Below are 18,422 nucleotides of genomic sequence, written 5' to 3' on the forward strand. Positions count from 1 at the left end.
GGAAAGGAAAGGCCATGTCCCCCATCCCCCGCAGGTCCCTCCTCAAGGCGGCCGCCGTCGCCGGCGCCGCCGCCCAGTTCAGCTGGGCACTGGGCACGAAGAACGCGCAGGCCGCGCCCGCCGCCGCCCCGGTCGCCGACGACAACCCCGTCACCCTGACCTGGCTGGAGGACGGCGGCCTCGGCGCCGCCCCCGGCTCCACCGTCGGCGTCCCCTGGCCCAGGGGCACCTTCCGGGAGGACCAGTCGTTCGCCGTCACGGACGCCGACGGCAAGGCCGTACCCGTACAGTCCTGGCCGCTGGCCCACTGGCCCGACGGCTCCCTCAAGTGGACCGCCCACGCCGTCGGTTCGGGCACCGGCAAGCTCACCCTGGGTCCCGGCTCCCCGGTCGCGCCCGCCAAGAAGGTCACCGTCGCCCGGCACGGCGGCACCATCGACATATCGACCGGCGTCATCACCGCGAGCATCGGCACGTCCGGAGCGGCGCTGATCAAGTCGGTCACCCGGGGCTCCACCGAGATCGCGAAGAACGGTCGCCTCGTCCTGCTGCGCCAGCCCGAAATCGAGGACGGCGACCAGGGCACGGTGAAGTACGAGCGCTTCGACGGCGCCATCGACGAGGTGGAGGTCGAGCAGGACGGCCCGGTCCGCGCCGTCGTGCGCATCGACGGCAAGCACCGCAAGGGCCACCGCCGCTGGCTCCCCTTCTCCATCCGCCTCTACTTCTACGCCGGCGCCGACTCCTTCCGCATGGTGCACACCATCACCTTCGACGGGAACCAGGAACCCGGGAAGACCAGCGGCGACTTCATCCGCGGCCTCGGCGTCCGCTTCACCGTCCCGATGCGCGACGAGCCCTACGACCGCCACGTCCGCATCGGCGGCGAAGGCACCGGCCTGCTCCGCGAGGCGGTCCAGGGCATCACCGGCCTGCGCCGCGACCCCGGGGCGGCCGTACAGGCCGCGCAGTTCGCGGGGGAGAAGCTGCCCGACCCCGCCACCTGGGACCAGCGGGTCACCACCCGCCTGAAGTACATCCCCGAATGGGGCGACTACACCCTCGCCCAGCTCTCCGCCGACGGCTTCACCCTCCGCAAGCGCACCAAGAAGGGCCACGGCTGGATCGGCGCCGGCGGCGGACGGCGCGCCTCCGGCTTCGGCTACGTCGGCGGCGTCAGCGGCGGCCTCTCCTTCGGCCTGCGCGACTTCTGGGAGAAGCACCCCGCCCAACTCGACGTCCGCGACGCCCAGACCGACGAGGCCGAGGTCACCCTCTGGCTCTGGTCACCCGAGGCCCAGCCCATGGACCTGCGCTTCTACCACGACGGCATGGGCCAGGACACGTACGAGGAGCAGCTGGAGGGCCTCAACATCACCTACGAGGACTACGAACCGGGGTTCGGCACCCCCTACGGCATCGCCCGCACCTCGGAACTGCTCTTCTGGGCCAACGCCGCCACCCCGAGCGCCGAGCGGCTCGCCGAACAGATCGGAGCCGTACGCGTCCTTCCCCAGCTCGCCGCCCCGCCCGAGCAGCTCATCAAGGCCGGCGTCTTCGGCCCCGGCCTCTACTCCCGGCCCGACCGCTCCACCCCCGCCAAGGCGAAGATCGAGGACCACCTCGACTTCCTCTTCACCTACTACAAGGACCAGGTGGAGCAGCGCCGTTGGTACGGCTTCTGGGACCACGGCGACATCATGCACACCTACGACGCCGCCCGGCACACCTGGCGCTACGACATCGGCGGCTACGCCTGGGACAACTCCGAACTCTCCCCGGACCTCTGGCTCTGGTACGCCTACCTGCGCTCCGGCCGCGCCGACATCTTCCGCTTCGCCGAGGCCATGACCCGGCACACCGGCGAGGTCGACGTCTACCACCTCGGCAAGTGGGCCGGCCTCGGCACCCGGCACGGCGTCCAGCACTACGCCGACAGCGCCAAGCAGCAGCGCATCGCCAACACCACCTACCGGCGCTTCTACTACTTCCTCACCGCCGACGAACGCGTCGGCGACCTCATGCGCGCCAACGTCGACTCCGACGAGACCTTCCTCGCCCTCGACCCGCTCCGCAAGATCCGCACCGAGCCCTACACCCCCGACCGCAACGCCCTGTCCATCGGCTTCGGCACCGACTGGAGCGGCCTGGTCTCCGCGTGGCTCACCGAGTGGGAGCGCAAGGGCCCCAAGTGGGAGAAGGCCAGGGACCGCGTCCTGTCCACCATGGAGACCATCGCCGCCCAGCCCAACGGCTTCGTCCAGGGCAGCGGCCTGTACGACCTGGACACCGGGAGGTTCGCCGTCGCCGACACCCCGAAGGTCGAGGTCTCCCACCTGTCGGCCGTCTTCGGCCTGAACGAACTGTGCGCCGAACTGATCGACCTCGTCGACATGCCGAAGTTCGAGCAGGCGTACTACGACTACTGCCGCTACTTCAACGCGAGCAAGTCCGAACAGACCGAGCGCTACGGCTCCAACTTCGGCAGCCTCATCCTCTTCCAGGGCCACTCGCGCCTCGACGCCTACGCGGCCGTACGGACCGGCGACGACAAGCTCGCCACCCGCGCGTGGCAGAAGTTCTACGACTCCGACGGCTACAAGGAGTCGGCGCCCTGGACCACGGAGAAACTGAGCGGCCCCCTCGCCCTGGTCCCGGGCGTCGAGGCGACCTGGGTCTCCACCAACGACACCGCCCTCTACGGCCTCGCCGCCATCGAGAACCTCGCACTCCTGGGGGACAGGATGCCGTAGCCGGCCCCGACCGCCGCGGGCGCGGGCACACTGCACGGGTGGACTGGAACCATTACCGCTTCCGCAGCCTGTGGCAGCTGCCCGTGCCCGCCCCGGACGTCTACCGCGCCCTGGAACGCGTCGAGGACTACCCCCGCTGGTGGCCGCAGGTCCGCGAGGTCACCCGGCTCGACGACACCAGCGGCGTCCTCCGGTTCCGCTCGCTGCTCCCGTACGACCTGTGCGCGACCGTGCGGGAAGGGCGCCGGGACCCGGCCGCGGGGGTGCTCGAGGTCGAGATGAGCGGCGACATGGAGGGCTGGGCCCGCTGGACCGTCGCCCCGCGCGGCTCCGCCACCCTCGTCCGCTACGACCAGGAGGTGGTCGTGCGCAAGCCGCTGCTGCGCCGCCTCGCCGTACCCGGCCGGCCCCTGTTCCGGGCCAACCACCGCCTCATGATGCGGGCGGGACGGCAGGGCCTGACCGCGCACCTGGCGGACGGTCGCCAAGCGGTTTGATGGAACCGTGCGGCTCACTGTATTGTTCAGTGCGTTCCCGGGCGATTAGCTCAGTGGGAGAGCGCTTCGTTCACACCGAAGAGGTCACTGGTTCGAACCCAGTATCGCCCACGCTCGCGAGAGCGACGTGTGTCCGCAAACTACGCGGACCACGTCGCTCTCTTCGTTTCTGCGCGACTTCCGCCGCGCGTTGTGGGGGCTCCGCCACCCACACCCCCGTCCCGGCGTTGTCCCGGGCCGGGGATGAAAGGTCACGCCGCCGCAGGCAGGTCCGGGCGCAGGGGCCAGGCCGGGTCCACCGGCTCCTCCGTGCCGTTGAGCGCGAACCACGCCTGCAGCCCCCGCGCCTGACCCGCGTGCCACACCGCCTGGAGCGTGTGCAGCTCGGCGGGGGAGAGGCGCTCGAGCCGTGCCTGGAAGCGCCGCCCCACCGCCCGTACGACCTCCAGCGCCGCCTGGGCGTCGGCCGCCGCGTCGTGCGCGCCCTCCAGGTCCACGCCGTAGTGCGCGCACAGGTCGGTGAGGGTCCGGCGGCCCTTGCGGTAGCGGTCCAGATGCTTGTCCAGCACCCGCGGGTCCAGCACGTGCAGCGACGTCCGCTCCAGCCAGCGGCTCAGCGACGAGGCGCGGTGCCTGCGCAACTCCCGGTCCAGCAGCGTCAGGTCGAACGGCGCGTTCATCACCACCAGCGGACGCCCCGCCCTGGCCTGCTCGGCCAGCGCCTCCGCTATCTCGTACATCACCGGCGCCGGCCACCGCCCGTGACGCTGCACATGCTCCTCGGTCAGCCCGTGCACCGCCGTCGCCGCCTCGGGCACCGGCACGCCCGGATTCACCAGCCACCGGGTCACCCGCGGGCGCAGCCCCGGCGCGTCCTGGACGACGAGGGCCGCCGACACGATCCGGTCGGTCTCGGTGTCCACACCCGTGGTCTCCGTGTCGAAGGCGGCCAGCGGCCCCTCGAACCAGCTCGTCATAGGGCACTCAACTCCTCGTCCGAGCGCGGCAGCTGACGCGCCGTCCCTTGTCCCGGTTCGGTGATACCCGGGCTGTTTGCGACGTACGCCGGAAGGACACAACAGGAGTACGGGTCTTTGCAGTTCACAGACCCGCTACGGGGATTCACCAGTTCTGGAAGGCTGTTGGTCATGGCCATTGCGCAGCCCGAACGGGGCGGGCTGCTGCCGGAGCGCACCGCGCCCTCACGCGGCTCCCTCGCCACCACCGCCTGCATGGAGACCCTGCAGGTCGGCTACCTCCACGCGGTCGCCGCCGCGGCGGGCTGCTCGCTCTCCCAGCCCTTCCCGGACAACGGCATCGACTGGCACGTCAGCCACAGCGCCCCCGGGCACACCGTCGACGACGAGGTCACGATCAAGGTGCAGCTCAAGGCCACCTACCAGATCGCCCCCGGACCACCCGGCCGCTCCTTCTCCTTCACCCTCGACAACGACCACCTGGCGAAGCTCGCCCGCACCCCGGTGTCGGTGCACAAGATCCTGGTCGTGATGATCGTCCCCCGGTCCCGGGACCAGTGGCTGCGCGCCGGACACGACCGGCTCGACCTCAGGCACTGCTGCTACTGGACCAACCTCGCCGGACATCCGGTCACCGGACGGCGGCGCACCTCCGTGCGGATACCGACCGCGCGGATCTTCGACGACCGTGCGCTGTGCGAGATCATGACGCGGGTCGGGACGGGAGGGAAACCATGACGCACCGCCCGACCGGCGGCCCCCAGCGGTCCGCCGAGCCCCTGCGGTCCGCCCGCCCGCACCCGGCCGACCACCTCGACGACGCCCTCGGGAACGGCAGCCCGCCCGAGCCCGGCGCCGTCGACCCGGCCGTGCTGACCGCCCTGCTGCACCGGCACGGCTGGCGCCGGCGCGGCGGCGCCCCGGGTCGCTACGGCCGCTGGACCCCGCCAGGACCGGACGCGGGCGTCACCAGCCTCCTGGTGCCCGCCAGCCGCGCCTTCCCCGACAGCGACGACCTGCTCGGAGAGGCGCTGCACGCCCTGTCCCGCAGCGGCACGCCCGCCGCCCGCGAGATCCTGCTCTCCCTCGCCGTCCCCAGCGACGAGATCCGCTGGGAACGCGACATATCGACGGGGCCCGGCGGCGCCGCGTCCTGGACCGCGGAGGAGCAGCTGCGCTCCGCCGCCCGCCGGATGCTGCTCGCCGCGGCGCTCGCCACCCGCGCGCGAGCCGGCTACTACGGCGCCCGGCACCGGCGTGCCGCCGGCGCGGCCCTGGAGAACGTCCTGGTGGGACCCGCCCCCGGCGGCCGCCGCCTCACCGCGTTCCTGCCGGTCGGCACCGGCCGCCCCCTCGCCGTACGCCTTCACCAGGCTCTCTACGCCGCCCGGGAGGCCGTCGACTACCGGCGCGCCACCGGGGGCACGGACGCCTTCGACTCGGCCGTCGCGGCGGGCGTCAGCCACGAGCTGGCCGAGTCACTCGTCGCCCTGGTCCGAGGCACCGAGGGCGCCCGGATAGCGGTGGGCTGGGCACCGGCCGCGGGCGTCCCCGAAGGGTGCGGTGCCCTCACCGAGCCCGTCGAGTTCTCGCCCGGCGACCTGCCCGCCCTGCGCGAGGCCGCCGCCCGCTACCTGCGCGCGGAGCCCTCCGTCCCGGTGCGGATCACCGGCACCGTCGTCCGCATGCGCCGGCCCGGACCGCGCGGCACCGGCACCGTACGGCTGCGGGTGCTGGCCGGGGCCGAGGTGCCGCACGTGCGGATCGCGCTGGACGAGGAGGCCTACCGGATCGCCGGGCACGCCCACCTCGTCGGGCTCCCCGTGCGGGTGCTCGGGCGGCTGGAGAGCCGGGGCGGCTTCCGCCGGCTCACCGGCGCCTGTGAGATCACTCCCGTACAGGTCGACGACGCGGAGCGGGACCGGCTGCTGAAGGCCGTCCAGGAACACGTGGAGGTCGCGGCGTTCTTCGAGGAGACCTGCGGCGACGGAGGGGACTGCGGGGACGGCGGGGACTGATTTCGCGGTGGGTGGGCCCGGGTCGGTACGATCGCCCTCATGCGTGCGCTCCGGTATGGCGCCGCGGCCCCACCTTCAGTCAGGAGAGACCGGTGTCAGACGTCCGTGTGATCATCCAGCGGGATTCCGAGCGGGAAGAACGCGTGGTGACGACGGGCACTACGGCCGCCGAGCTCTTCGCCGGCGAGCGCTCGATCATCGCCGCCCGCGTGTCCGGCGAGCTCAAGGACCTCGCCTACGCGGTGCAGGACGGCGAGACCGTCGAAGGCGTCGAGATCTCCTCCGAGGACGGTCTCAACATCCTGCGCCACTCCACCGCGCACGTCATGGCGCAGGCCGTGCAGGAGCTGTTCCCCGAGGCCAAGCTGGGCATCGGCCCGCCCGTCAAGGACGGCTTCTACTACGACTTCGACGTCGAGAAGCCCTTCCACCCCGATGACCTCAAGGCCATCGAGAAGAAGATGCAGGAGATCCAGAAGCGCGGGCAGCGGTTCTCCCGCCGCGTGGTCACCGACGAGGCCGCCCGCGAGGAGCTGGCCGACGAGCCCTACAAGCTGGAGCTGATCGGTCTCAAGGGCTCCGCCTCCAGCGACGACGGCGCGGACGTCGAGGTCGGCGCCGGCGAGCTGACGATCTACGACAACCTGGACGCGAAGACCGGTGAGCTGTGCTGGAAGGACCTCTGCCGAGGCCCGCACCTGCCCACCACCCGCAACATCCCGGCCTTCAAGCTGATGCGCAACGCCGCCGCCTACTGGCGCGGCAGCGAGAAGAACCCGATGCTCCAGCGCATCTACGGCACCGCCTGGCCGACCAAGGACGAGCTGAAGGCGCACCTGGAGTTCCTCGCCGAGGCCGAGAAGCGCGACCACCGCAAGCTCGGCAGTGAGCTGGACCTGTTCTCCATCCCGGAGCAGATCGGCTCCGGCCTCGCCGTCTTCCACCCCAAGGGCGGCATCATCCGCCGGGTCATGGAGGACTACTCGCGGCGCCGCCACGAGGAGGAGGGCTACGAGTTCGTCTACACCCCGCACGCGACCAAGGGGAAGCTCTTCGAGACCTCGGGCCACCTGGACTGGTACGCCGACGGCATGTACCCGCCCATGCAGCTCGACGAGGGCGTGGACTACTACCTCAAGCCCATGAACTGCCCGATGCACAACCTGATCTTCGACGCGCGCGGGCGGTCCTACCGTGAGCTGCCGCTGCGCCTGTTCGAGTTCGGCACCGTGTACCGGTACGAGAAGTCGGGCGTCGTGCACGGCCTGACCCGGGCCCGCGGCTTCACCCAGGACGACGCGCACATCTACTGCACCCGCGAGCAGATGTCGGAGGAGCTGGACAAGACCCTCACCTTCGTCCTGAACCTGCTGCGCGACTACGGCCTGAACGACTTCTACCTGGAGCTGTCCACCAAGGACCCGGAGAAGTTCGTCGGCTCCGACGAGGCATGGGAAGAGGCCACCGAGACGCTGCGCCAGGTCGCCGAGAAGCAGAACCTGGAGCTGGTGGCCGACCCGGGCGGCGCCGCCTTCTACGGCCCGAAGATCTCCGTCCAGGCCAAGGACGCCATCGGCCGCACCTGGCAGATGTCGACCATCCAGCTCGACTTCAACCTGCCGGAGCGCTTCGACCTGGAGTACACGGCCGCGGACGGCACCAAGACCCGCCCGGTCATGATCCACCGCGCGCTGTTCGGCTCCATCGAGCGGTTCTTCGCGGTCCTCCTGGAGCACTACGCGGGCGCCTTCCCGGCGTGGCTGGCGCCGGTGCAGGCGGTGGGCATCCCGATCGGCGACGCGCACGTCGAGTACCTGGAGAAGTTCGCCGCGTCCGCCAAGAGGCAGGGCCTGCGCGTCGAGGTCGACTCGTCCTCCGACCGGATGCAGAAGAAGATCCGCAACGCCCAGAAGCAGAAGGTGCCCTTCATGGTCATCGCGGGCGACGAGGACATGGCCAACGGTGCGGTCTCCTTCCGCTACCGCGACGGCTCCCAGGAGAACGGCATCCCCGTCGACGAGGCCATCGCGAAGATCGTCGAGGAGCGGGCGCAGGTCTGACCGCCCGGTCCGACAGGCGCGAGGGCCCCCGGGAGATCCCGGGGGCCTTTCCCTGCCGCCGCGGGCGACGCCATATGCTGCACGCATGACGAGTGAGCCGGAGCAGCAGCTGGGAGTGGGGACGCCGGACGCTTTCCAGCGTCTGTGGACGCCCCACCGGATGGCCTACATCCAGGGCGAGAACAAGCCGAGCGGCCCCGGCGCCGACGACGGCTGCCCCTTCTGCTCGATCCCGGCCAAGTCCGACGAGGACGGTCTGATCGTCCGGCGCGGCGAGCACGTCTACGCGGTGCTCAACCTGTACCCGTACAACGGCGGCCATTTGATGACCGTGCCGTACCGCCACGTCGCCGACTACACGGAGCTGGACGCGGTGGAGACCGCGGAGCTGGCCGAGCTGACCAAGCAGGCGATGACGGCCCTGCGCAGCGCGTCCGGTGCCCACGGCTTCAACATCGGGATGAACCAGGGCACGGTGGCCGGCGCGGGCATCGCGGCCCATCTCCACCAGCACGTCGTGCCCCGCTGGGGCGGTGACACCAACTTCATGCCGGTGGTGGGCCACACGAAGGTGCTGCCGCAGCTGCTGGGGGACACCCGCAAGATGCTGGCGGATGCTTGGCCAACGTGATGAGGCGCGCCCGGCGCTGACGGGTGCCGCTGCGCCCACCCGTGCCGCCCCAGCGGCACGACTGCCCGCAGCTACGGTGGCCCCGCGTCGGAGGCCTACGCGTCGTAGACGTCTGCCTTCTTCGGCACCGCCTCCTGGACCGCTCCGCTCAGGCCGCCCGCGCGGGCGCCGAACTTCTCCGTGTTCACGCCGTTCTCCTTCAGGACCTTGATCGCCGCCGCGTGCACCGCCCGGAGGACCGGCGTGGCCGCGCGCAGCGCGTCGTCGGCCATGAAGCGGTGCCGCCACGGCCGGTCCGCCCAGGCGTGCCGCACACCGAAGGGCTCGGGCAGCGTGAGCTTGCCGCCCAGCCAGTACAGCAGCGGGGGGTACCAGGTCAGCGGTGCCCGTGCGGCCAGCCGTACCACCTCGTCGGTGTCCACCAGCGGGAGCTTGACCGTGCGGGTCTCCCAGAACTTGACCGACTTCTGGACCTGCTTCTCCTTGGCGGCGGGCTTGCTGGTGAACAGGGAGTGCACCGGGCCCAGGGCGTGTCCGGTCACCTCGATGCGCAGCGTCTCGTGCAGCACCGTCACGGTGATCAGCATGGAGATGACCAGCTGGCCGTCCCACAGCGTCCACTGCACGCCCAGGTAGTGCCGGTCGCCCGCGCCGAACTGCTGCTTGTCGCAGATCTCCTGTATCGCGTGCTGCTTGACCTGGTACGCCTCCACGTCCGTGCCCTCGGGCCGGGACACCGAGTCGGCGTTCTCACCGATCGGGGTCACGATCCAGTGCCGCACCGTCGGCTTGGGGAAGCCGCCGGTGTGCAGAGGGCCGCGCTCCAGCATGCGCAGCCGGTCGTGGATGGCCTTGACGACGTCCCAGCTGCGGAACGGGTTGATCTCCCGGTCCGGGTCGACGGGGACCAGCTCCTCGGCGAGCTGCCAGTTGCCCCAGCGGGTGCCCATGCCGAGGATCCCCTTGGGACCGGCGTAGAAGACGGAGTTGGACTGCTGCTCGGCGCTGAGCCGGGCCAGCGACTGCCGCAGCTCCTCCGCGGCCGTCTCGCCGGGGCTGCTCGGCACCGCCTCGGGCACCTTGGCGCCCACACCGGCGCCGGACAGGAGGCCGCTCCAGCGCTCCCGGAGGTCCCGTGCCGTGCGCTCGCAGATCCGCTTGGCCCAGAACCAGCCGATGACCGGGGCGACGACGCACGCGCGCGCGTACCAGGCCCAGAAGCCGCTGAAGGGCATCTTGAGCAGGAAGAGCACGGCGAGGACGGCCATCGCGAGCAGCAGTGCGGTGGCGAGCGCGCCGGCCCGCTTGTCCTCGCGCCGGGCGACGCCGGTGCGGATCTGGAAGACCAGGAGCCAGATCAGCAGCCCGGGCAGGAACAGCAGTCCGCACAGCACCATGACGGCGCTGAGCCAGTTGTCCCGGTCCCGGCGTATGCGGTGCGCCGCGAGGCTGTGTTCGACGACGACCTGGGGCTGGGTGCCGAAGGACTGGATGAGCGGCGCCCGCTTGGGGCCCAGCATCCGGTCGATGATCGCCCGGGAGTACGCCTCGCCGAGATTGGGCCGGAACAGCTTGATCCGGGGTTTGCTGACGGCCGACTTGTGCCACTCGCTGTTGGCCTTGAGTATCTCCTCGGCCGCGCTGTCCCGGTAGGCGGCCGAGGCCAGCGCGAACGTGGCCGTCTGGCTGCCGTCGTTCGTGTGCGGCACCTGCGGTCCGAAGAAGTCCGCGTAACCGCCGTCAACGGTCATTCCCGCCCCCTGATCGCCACCACTGTCGCTCCTGCGGCCTTCCCGACTTGCCTGCCCCGCACACCTGTTGATCTGGTCATCAGCGTATCCGTCGGCGCCGTCGTGCGTCACGGGACGCCCCAAAGGCGCTCCTGTGCGCGCGGGTTGGCCGCCGGGCGCGCCGTCGTACGCCGGGCGGGCGGCCTCCGGCGCGGGGGAGCGGCCCTCGGTGCGGCGCGGGCTCCGCACCGTAGGGCCGGGCTCCGCTAGGACGCCGCCCGCACCTCCTCACGCATCCGATCCGCGACCTGGGCCGGCATCGGTTCGTGCCGCGCGTAACGCCGGTCGAAGCGTGCCGTGCCGTGCGAGAGGGAGCGCAGGTCCACGGCATAGCGGCCGATCTCGATCTCGGGCACCTCGGCCCTGATCAGGGTCCGGCCGCCGCTGGTCTGCTCGGTGCCGAGCACCTTGCCGCGCCGTCCGGACAGGTCGCTCATCACCGCGCCCACGTAGTCGTCGCCGACCAGCACGCTCACCTCGGCGACCGGCTCCAGCAGGTGGATCCTGGCCTCGGCCGCGGCCTCCCTGAGCGCCAGCGCGCCCGCGGTCTGGAACGCGGCGTCGGAGGAGTCCACCGAGTGCGCCTTGCCGTCGAGCAGCGTGATCCGCACGTCGATCAGCGGGTGGCCGGCGGCGACGCCCTTGGCGGCCTGGGTGCGCACCCCCTTCTCGACGGACGGGATGAACTGGCGGGGCACCGCGCCGCCGACGACCTTGTCCACGAACTCGATGCCCGAGCCGCCCGGAAGCGGCTCCACCTCGATCTCGCAGATGGCGTACTGGCCGTGCCCGCCGGACTGCTTCACGTGCCGTCCGCGCCCGGCCGCCCGGTCGCCGAAGGTCTCGCGCAGGGAGACCCGGTGGGGTACGACGTCGACCTGGACGCCGTAGCGGCTGCGCAGCCGTTCCAGGGCCACGTCGGCGTGCGCCTCGCCCAGGCACCACAGGACCACCTGGTGGGTGTCCTGGTTGTGCTCCAGGCGCATCGTCGGGTCCTCGGCGACCAGCCGGGCCAGCCCCTGGGAGAGCTTGTCCTCGTCGGGTTTGCTGTGCGCCTCGATGGCGAGCGGCAGCAACGGGTCGGGCATCTGCCAGGGGGCCATCAGCAGCGGGTCCTCCTTGGCCGAGAGCGTGTCCCCGGTCTCCGCCCGGGTCAGCTTGGCCACGCAGGCGAGGTCGCCCGCGATCACGTGCGTGACCGGCCGCTGCTGCTTGCCGAACGGGGTCGACAGGGCCCCGATCCGTTCGTCGACGTCGTGGTCCTCGTGCCCGCGGTCCGACAGGCCGTGCCCGGAGACGTGCACCGTCTGGTCGGCGCGCAGGGTGCCGGAGAAGACGCGGACCATCGAGATCCGCCCGACGTACGGGTCGGAGGACGTCTTGACGACCTCCGCGACCAGCGACTCCTCGGGATCGCACATCCGCAGCTCGCGCCCGGCGCCCTCCGGTGTGGTGACCCTGGGCGCCGCGCGCTCCAGGGGAGTGGGGAAGCCGCGCGTGATCAGGTCCAGGAGTTCGACCGTGCCCAGTCCCTGGCGGGCGCCCTCGGTGGCCGGTGCGGCGGCGAGGACCGGGAAGAACACCCCGCGTGCGACGGCCCGTTCCAGATCCTCGATGAGCGTCTTGACGTCGACCTGCTCGCCGCCGAGGTAGCGCTCCATGAGGGTCTCGTCCTCGCTCTCCGAGATGATCCCCTCGATCAGCATCGAGCGGGCCTCGTCGAGCTGCGGCAGTTCCGCGTCGCCCGGCTCCGAGGCCACACGCTCGCCCGAGGCGTAGTCGAAGAGCTTGCGCGACAGCAGCCCCACGAGACCGGTCACGGGCGCGTGCCCGTCGGGGGCGGGCGGGCCGTGCAGCGGGAGGTACAGCGGCAGTACGGCGTCGGGGTCGTCGCCGCCGAAGGCCTCCGCGCAGATCCGTGTCATCTCCTCGAAGTCCGCTCGGGCGGCCTCCAGGTGCGTGATCACGATGGCGCGCGGCATGCCGACGGCGGCGCACTCCTCCCAGAGCATGCGGGTCGTGCCGTCCACCCCGTCGGAGGCCGAGACGACGAAGAGGGCCGCGTCCGCCGCGCGCAGACCGGCCCTCAGCTCACCGACGAAGTCGGCGTACCCGGGAGTGTCCAAGAGGTTGATCTTGATGCCGTCCCATTCGACCGGCACCAGGGAGAGCTGTACGGAGCGCTGCTGGCGGTGCTCCATGTCGTCGTAGTCCGAGACACAGCCGCCGTCCTCCACGCGGCCCGCCCGGTTCACCGCTCCCGCCGTCAGCGCGAGAGCTTCCACCAGAGTCGTCTTGCCCGATCCGGAGTGGCCGACCAGCACCACATTCCGTACGGACGTGGGGTGGTCGGCCGCCGTTGCCCTTCCGGCGGCTCCGGGATGGGTGTGTGCCTTGTCGCCCATGTCCTTGCCTCCCGTGCACGGTGAGGTCGTTGTGGGCGCGGACACGCGGGACCGCGTGCACTGGCGGCTCCGGCGACGCCCGCGGTCCTTCGAGCTTTCCACTCCCGTCACGCCGCGTCCATACGAAGGACCCGATCCCGCCGCCCACCTGCCGCGCACCGGGGGCCGAGGGTGCCCGGCCACCGCCCACGCGCGCGCGTGACTACGATGGGCCAGCCGGTGGCCAGCAAGGGCCGCGGCGCCACACCGACCGTCGGGAAGGCCATGCTGAACAAGTACGCGCGTGCATTTTTTACGCGTGTCCTCACACCGTTCGCCGCGTTTCTCATCCGCCGGGGCGTCAGCCCGGACACGGTCACGCTGATCGGCACCGCCGGTGTGGTCGCGGGTGCGCTGGTCTTCTACCCCATGGGTGAGTTCTTCTGGGGCACGGTGGTGATCACGCTCTTCGTCTTCTCCGACCTGGTCGACGGCAACATGGCGCGCCAGCTGGGCCGCTCCAGCCGCTGGGGCGCGTTCCTGGACTCGACCCTCGACCGGGTCGCCGACGGCGCGATCTTCGGCGGCCTCGCCCTCTGGTACGCGGGCAGCGGCGACGACAACGTGCTGTGCGCGGTGTCGATCTTCTGCCTGGCCAGCGGCCAGGTGGTGTCGTACACCAAGGCGCGCGGTGAGGCGATCGGCCTGCCGGTCGCCGTCAACGGGCTGGTCGAGCGCGCCGAGCGCCTCGTCATCTCGCTGGTCGCCGCCGGATTCGCCGGGCTGCACAAGTTCGGCGTCCCCGGCATCCAGTACCTGCTGCCGATCGCCCTGTGGATCGTCGCCGTCGGCAGCCTCGTCACGCTGGTCCAGCGGGTCGTCACGGTCCGCCGTGAGGCCGCCGAGGCGGACGCGGCCGCGCAGCAGAGCCAGGGCACCGAGGCGGCGAAGTGAGCGCTCGGGACCGCCTGGCCGACGGTCTGTACGGCGCCGGCTGGGCCACCGTGAAGAAGCTCCCCGAGCCCGCCGCCGTGCGTCTCGGCCGCACCGTCGCCGACGTGGCCTGGAAGCAGCGCGGCGCGGGAGTGCGCCGCCTGGAGGGCAACTACGCGCGCGTGGTGCCCGGCGCGAGCCCCGAGCGGCTCGCCGCCCTCTCGCGCGCGGGCATGCGCTCGTACCTGCGCTACTGGATGGAGTCGTTCCGGCTCCCGGCGTGGAGCACCGAGCGGATCAAGGGCGGCTTCGCGCCCAAGGACCTGCACCACCTCACCGACGGCATGGACGCCGGCAAGGGCGTGATACTCGCCCTGCCGCACCTGGCCAACTGGGACCTCGCGGGTGCCTGGGTCACCACCAAGCTCGGCATCCCCTTCACCACCGTCGCCGAGCGCCTCAAGCCCGAGACGCTGTACGACCGCTTCGTCGCCTACCGCGAGGGGCTCGGCATGGAGGTCCTGCCGCACAGCGGGGGCACCGCCTTCGGCACGCTGGCCCGGCGGCTGCGCGACGGCGGCCTGGTCTGCCTGGTCGCCGACCGCGACCTGTCCGCCTCCGGCGTGGAGGTCGACTTCTTCGGCGAGACGGCCAGGATGCCGGCCGGTCCCGCCCTGCTCGCCCAGCAGACGGGCGCGCTGCTGCTGCCGGTGACGCTCTGGTACGACGACTCGCCCGTGATGCAGGGCCGGGTGCACCCGCCGGTCGAGGTGCCCGAGTCAGGCACCCGGGCCGAGAAGACGTCTGCCATGACACAGGCGCTGGCCGATGCCTTCGCCACGGGGATCGCCGACCACCCGGAGGACTGGCACATGCTGCAGCGCTTGTGGCTCAAGGACCTCGACCCGGCCAAGGCGCCGGGGGCCCGGGAGCGGGGCGCCCGGTGAGGATCGGCATCGTCTGCCCGTACTCCTGGGACGTGCCGGGCGGCGTCCAGTTCCACATCCGGGACCTCGCCGAGTACTTCATCCGGCTCGGGCACGAGGTGTCCGTCCTCGCCCCCGCCGACGACGACACCCCGCTGCCTCCGTACGTCGTCTCCGCCGGCCGCGCGGTGCCGGTGCCGTACAACGGCTCGGTGGCCCGGCTGAACTTCGGTTTCCTGTCGGCGGCCCGGGTGCGGCGCTGGCTGCACGAGGGCGGCTTCGACGTCATCCACATCCACGAGCCCACCTCGCCCTCGCTCGGCCTGCTGACCTGCTGGGCGGCGCAGGGCCCGATCGTGGCCACCTTCCACACCTCCAACCCGCGCTCCCGCGCGATGATCGCCGCCTACGCGATCCTCCAGGCCGCCCTGGAGAAGATCAGCGCCCGGATCGCCGTGAGCGAGTACGCCCGGCGCACGCTCGTCGAGCACCTGGGCGGCGACGCGGTCGTCATCCCCAACGGCGTCGACGTCGACTTCTTCGCCGACGCGGAGCCCAAGCCCGAGTGGCAGGGCGACACGATCGGCTTCATAGGGCGCATCGACGAGCCCCGCAAGGGCCTGCCGGTGCTCATGCGGGCGCTGCCCGCGATCCTCGCCGCCCGGCCGCAGACCCGGCTGCTCGTCGCCGGGCGCGGGGACGAGGAAGAGGCGGTCGAGAGCCTGCCGAAGGAGCTGCGGTCCCGCGTGGAGTTCCTCGGCATGATCAGCGACGAGGACAAGGCCCGCTTCCTGCGCAGCGTCGACCTGTACGTGGCGCCCAACACCGGCGGCGAGAGCTTCGGCATCATCCTGGTCGAGGCCATGTCGGCCGGCGCCCCCGTCCTCGCCGCCGACCTGGACGCCTTCGCCCAGGTCCTCGACCAGGGCGAGGCCGGCGAACTCTTCCCGAACGAGGACGCCGACGCCCTGGCCGAAGCGGCCGTACGCCTGCTGGCCGACCCGGAACGCCGGGCCGCGCTGCGCGAGCGGGGCAGCGCCCACGTACGGCGGTTCGACTGGTCGACCGTGGGCGCGGACATCCTGTCCGTCTACGAGACGGTCACCGCGGGAGCGGCGGCGGTGGCGACGGACGACCGGGCGACGGGCCTGCGGGCCCGCTTCGGCCTGGCGAGGGACTGACCCGGACGGACCCGCCGGCGGTCCGGGGCCCACCGATAGGGTTGCGGCCCGTGACCGCAACCCTCATCTGGATCCTGGCCGTCCTCATCGCCGTCGGCCTGTACCTCAGCTGGACCGCGGGCCGCCTGGACCGGCTGCACGCCCGGATCGACGCCGCCCGTGCCGCACTGGACGCCCAGTTGCTGCGCAGGGCGTCCGTGGCCCAGGAACTCGCCACCTCCGGCGTGCTGGACCCGGCCGCCTCGATGGTCCTCTACGAGGCCGCACACGCGGCCCGGCAGGCCGAGGAGGAGCTGCGGGAGGTCGCCGAGAGCGAGCTGAGCCAGGCACTGCGCGCCGTGTTCGCCGACGCACCGCAGGTGGACGCGCTGCGCGAGGCGCCCGGGGGAGAGGCGGCCGCCCACGAACTGGCCGAGGCCGTACGGCGGGTGCCGATGGCCCGACGCTTCCACAACGACGCGGTGGGTGCCGCGCGTCGACTGCGCGAGCACCGCAAGGTCCGCTGGTTCCGTCTCGCCGGGCACGCGCCCTTCCCGCTGGCCTTCGAGATGGACGACGAGTCGCCGGCCGCCCTGGTGGAGCGGGCGGCCTGAGGCCGGCCGCGCCGGGGGAAACGAAAACGATCCACCGGCTCCCCATTGGCCCTTGCTGTGGCCTGCTCGCCTCACGTTTCCTCGTTGCTGCAGAAACCCCCTTCTCCTCAGCGAGGTACCCCGTGTCCAGCACGCTCTCCGAAAACCAGGCACCCGAGACCGGCACCGCCCGCGTGAAGCGCGGCATGGCCGAGCAGCTCAAGGGCGGCGTCATCATGGACGTCGTCACGCCGGAGCAGGCGAAGATCGCCGAGGACGCGGGCGCCGTGGCGGTCATGGCCCTGGAGCGGGTCCCGGCCGACATCCGCAAGGACGGCGGCGTGGCCCGGATGTCCGACCCGGACATGATCGAGGGCATCATCAGCGCCGTCTCCATCCCGGTGATGGCCAAGTCCCGCATCGGCCACTTCGTGGAGGCCCAGGTCCTGCAGTCCCTCGGCGTTGACTACATCGACGAGTCCGAGGTGCTCACCCCGGCCGACGAGGTCAACCACAGCGACAAGTTCGCCTTCACCACCCCCTTCGTCTGCGGCGCCACCAACCTGGGCGAGGCCCTGCGCCGGATCGCCGAGGGCGCCGCGATGATCCGCTCCAAGGGTGAGGCCGGCACCGGCAACGTCGTCGAGGCCGTCCGCCACCTGCGTCAGATCAAGAACGAGATCGCCCGGCTGCGCGGCTACGACAACAACGAGCTGTACGCCGCCGCCAAGGACCTGCGCGCCCCGTACGAGCTGGTCAAGGAGGTCTCCGAGCTGGGCAGGCTCCCCGTGGTGCTCTTCTCGGCCGGCGGCGTCGCGACCCCCGCCGACGCCGCGCTCATGCGTCAGCTCGGCGCCGAGGGCGTCTTCGTCGGCTCCGGCATCTTCAAGTCCGGCGACCCGGCCAAGCGCGCCGCCGCCATCGTGAAGGCGACCACCTTCTACGACGACCCGAAGATCATCGCGGACGCCTCCCGCAACCTCGGCGAGGCCATGGTCGGCATCAACTGCGACACCCTCCCCGAGACCGAGCGCTACGCCAACCGCGGCTGGTAAGGACCCCGATCCATGAGTGACACCCCCGTCATCGGCGTCCTGGCCCTGCAGGGCGACGTACGGGAGCACCTCGTCGCCCTGGCCGTGGCCGACGCCGTGGCCAGGCCGGTGCGGCGCCCCGAAGAACTCGCCGAGGTGGATGGCCTGGTCGTCCCCGGCGGCGAGTCCACCACCATCTCCAAGCTCGCCGTCCTCTTCGGCGTGATGGAGCCCCTTCGCGCGCGCGTGCGGGACGGCATGCCCGTCTACGGCACCTGCGCCGGCATGATCATGCTCGCCGACAAGATCCTCGACCCGCGCTCCGGACAGGAGACGGTCGGCGGCATCGACATGATCGTGCGCCGCAACGCCTTCGGCCGGCAGAACGAGTCCTTCGAGGCGGCCGTCGCCGTCGAGGGCGTCGGGGGCGAGCCCGTGGAGGGAGTCTTCATCCGAGCCCCCTGGGTCGAGTCCGTGGGCGCCGCCGTCGAGGTGCTCGCCGAGCACGACGGCCACATCGTCGCCGTCCGCCAGGGCAACGCGCTGGCCACGTCGTTCCACCCGGAACTGACCGGCGACCACCGGGTGCACCGGCTCTTCGCCGACATGGTGCGCGCGAACCGGGCGGCTCAGTCCTTGTAGGATTCCTGCGTTCGTTGCAGGAGA

General features: G+C 71.7%; 15 protein-coding genes and 1 tRNA gene. 13 read left to right on the plus strand and 3 right to left on the minus strand.

Annotation, left to right across the window (positions count from 1 at the left end; all coding sequences use genetic code 11):
- Positions 1-14: 14 nt before the first annotated feature.
- From IE258_RS24525 to IE258_RS24535, 3 genes are all read left to right on the plus strand, one after another.
- The gene (locus tag IE258_RS24525; protein ID WP_189746798.1) at positions 15-2,753 is read left to right on the plus strand and encodes an exo-rhamnogalacturonan lyase family protein; all 2,739 of its coding nucleotides are present in this window, start codon (positions 15-17) and stop codon (positions 2,751-2,753) included.
- 38 nt (positions 2,754-2,791) lie between these two features.
- A complete protein-coding gene (locus IE258_RS24530; protein ID WP_189746800.1) occupies positions 2,792-3,250 on the plus strand; it encodes an SRPBCC family protein in 459 nt (152 codons plus the stop codon).
- A gap of 39 nt (positions 3,251-3,289) precedes the next feature.
- Positions 3,290-3,361, plus strand: a tRNA-Val gene (locus tag IE258_RS24535).
- A gap of 140 nt (positions 3,362-3,501) precedes the next feature.
- Here the strand turns inward: IE258_RS24535 and IE258_RS24540 are convergent.
- On the minus strand, positions 3,502-4,227 hold the full coding sequence (locus tag IE258_RS24540; RefSeq protein WP_189746802.1) for a 3'-5' exonuclease: 726 nt from the start codon (positions 4,225-4,227) through the stop codon (positions 3,502-3,504).
- A 171-nt stretch (positions 4,228-4,398) separates the two neighbouring features.
- Between IE258_RS24540 and IE258_RS24545 the strand changes: the two genes are divergently transcribed.
- The 4 genes from IE258_RS24545 (at position 4,399) to IE258_RS24560 (ending at position 8,936) form a co-directional block, all read left to right on the plus strand.
- Positions 4,399-4,965 carry a DUF4365 domain-containing protein gene (locus IE258_RS24545; protein ID WP_189746804.1) on the plus strand — a complete coding sequence of 189 codons (567 nt, stop codon included), beginning with the start codon at positions 4,399-4,401 and terminating at the stop codon, positions 4,963-4,965.
- On the plus strand, positions 4,962-6,245 hold the full coding sequence (locus tag IE258_RS24550; RefSeq protein WP_189746806.1) for a hypothetical protein: 1,284 nt from the start codon (positions 4,962-4,964) through the stop codon (positions 6,243-6,245). The genes IE258_RS24545 and IE258_RS24550 overlap by 4 nt, the downstream gene beginning before the upstream one ends.
- A 92-nt stretch (positions 6,246-6,337) precedes the next feature.
- Positions 6,338-8,305 carry a threonine--tRNA ligase gene (thrS, locus tag IE258_RS24555; protein WP_189746808.1) on the plus strand — a complete coding sequence of 656 codons (1,968 nt, stop codon included), beginning with the start codon at positions 6,338-6,340 and terminating at the stop codon, positions 8,303-8,305.
- 85 nt (positions 8,306-8,390) lie between these two features.
- Positions 8,391-8,936: an HIT family protein gene (locus tag IE258_RS24560; protein WP_189746810.1), complete on the plus strand. Its 546-nt coding sequence runs from the start codon at positions 8,391-8,393 to the stop codon at positions 8,934-8,936.
- Between the two features lie 95 nt (positions 8,937-9,031).
- On the opposite strand, the gene IE258_RS24565 is transcribed toward IE258_RS24560, so the two are convergent.
- Positions 9,032-10,687, minus strand: coding sequence for an AbeC-like domain-containing protein (locus IE258_RS24565; protein ID WP_159325271.1), 1,656 nt, complete (start codon positions 10,685-10,687; stop codon positions 9,032-9,034).
- 245 nt (positions 10,688-10,932) lie between these two features.
- The gene (locus tag IE258_RS24570) at positions 10,933-13,131 is read right to left on the minus strand and encodes an elongation factor G-like protein EF-G2 (protein WP_189746812.1); all 2,199 of its coding nucleotides are present in this window, start codon (positions 13,129-13,131) and stop codon (positions 10,933-10,935) included.
- Between the two features lie 207 nt (positions 13,132-13,338).
- Between IE258_RS24570 and pgsA the strand changes: the two genes are divergently transcribed.
- The 6 genes from pgsA to pdxT all read left to right on the plus strand — a co-directional run bounded on the left by pgsA (position 13,339) and on the right by pdxT (position 18,398).
- Positions 13,339-14,064 (plus strand): phosphatidylinositol phosphate synthase, encoded by a 726-nt coding sequence (pgsA, locus tag IE258_RS24575; protein WP_189747021.1) that lies wholly within the window; start codon positions 13,339-13,341, stop codon positions 14,062-14,064.
- The gene (locus tag IE258_RS24580) at positions 14,061-14,990 is read left to right on the plus strand and encodes a phosphatidylinositol mannoside acyltransferase (protein WP_189746814.1); all 930 of its coding nucleotides are present in this window, start codon (positions 14,061-14,063) and stop codon (positions 14,988-14,990) included. The genes pgsA and IE258_RS24580 overlap by 4 nt, the downstream gene beginning before the upstream one ends.
- Positions 14,987-16,150 (plus strand): glycosyltransferase family 4 protein, encoded by a 1,164-nt coding sequence (locus tag IE258_RS24585; RefSeq protein ID WP_189746816.1) that lies wholly within the window; start codon positions 14,987-14,989, stop codon positions 16,148-16,150. The genes IE258_RS24580 and IE258_RS24585 overlap by 4 nt, the downstream gene beginning before the upstream one ends.
- 50 nt (positions 16,151-16,200) lie before the next feature.
- Positions 16,201-16,743, plus strand: coding sequence for a hypothetical protein (locus tag IE258_RS24590; RefSeq protein ID WP_189746818.1), 543 nt, complete (start codon positions 16,201-16,203; stop codon positions 16,741-16,743).
- A 122-nt stretch (positions 16,744-16,865) separates the two neighbouring features.
- Complete coding sequence (gene pdxS, locus IE258_RS24595) at positions 16,866-17,777, plus strand: pyridoxal 5'-phosphate synthase lyase subunit PdxS (protein ID WP_159325266.1); 912 nt, start codon at positions 16,866-16,868, stop codon at positions 17,775-17,777.
- Between the two features lie 12 nt (positions 17,778-17,789).
- Positions 17,790-18,398, plus strand: coding sequence for a pyridoxal 5'-phosphate synthase glutaminase subunit PdxT (pdxT, locus tag IE258_RS24600; RefSeq protein WP_159325265.1), 609 nt, complete (start codon positions 17,790-17,792; stop codon positions 18,396-18,398).
- The last annotated feature ends 24 nt before the right edge of the window (positions 18,399-18,422 follow it).

The sequence above is a fragment of the Streptomyces tendae genome (genome assembly GCF_014650435.1).
In the GTDB taxonomy this organism is placed as follows: Bacteria; Actinomycetota; Actinomycetes; order Streptomycetales; family Streptomycetaceae; genus Streptomyces; species Streptomyces tendae.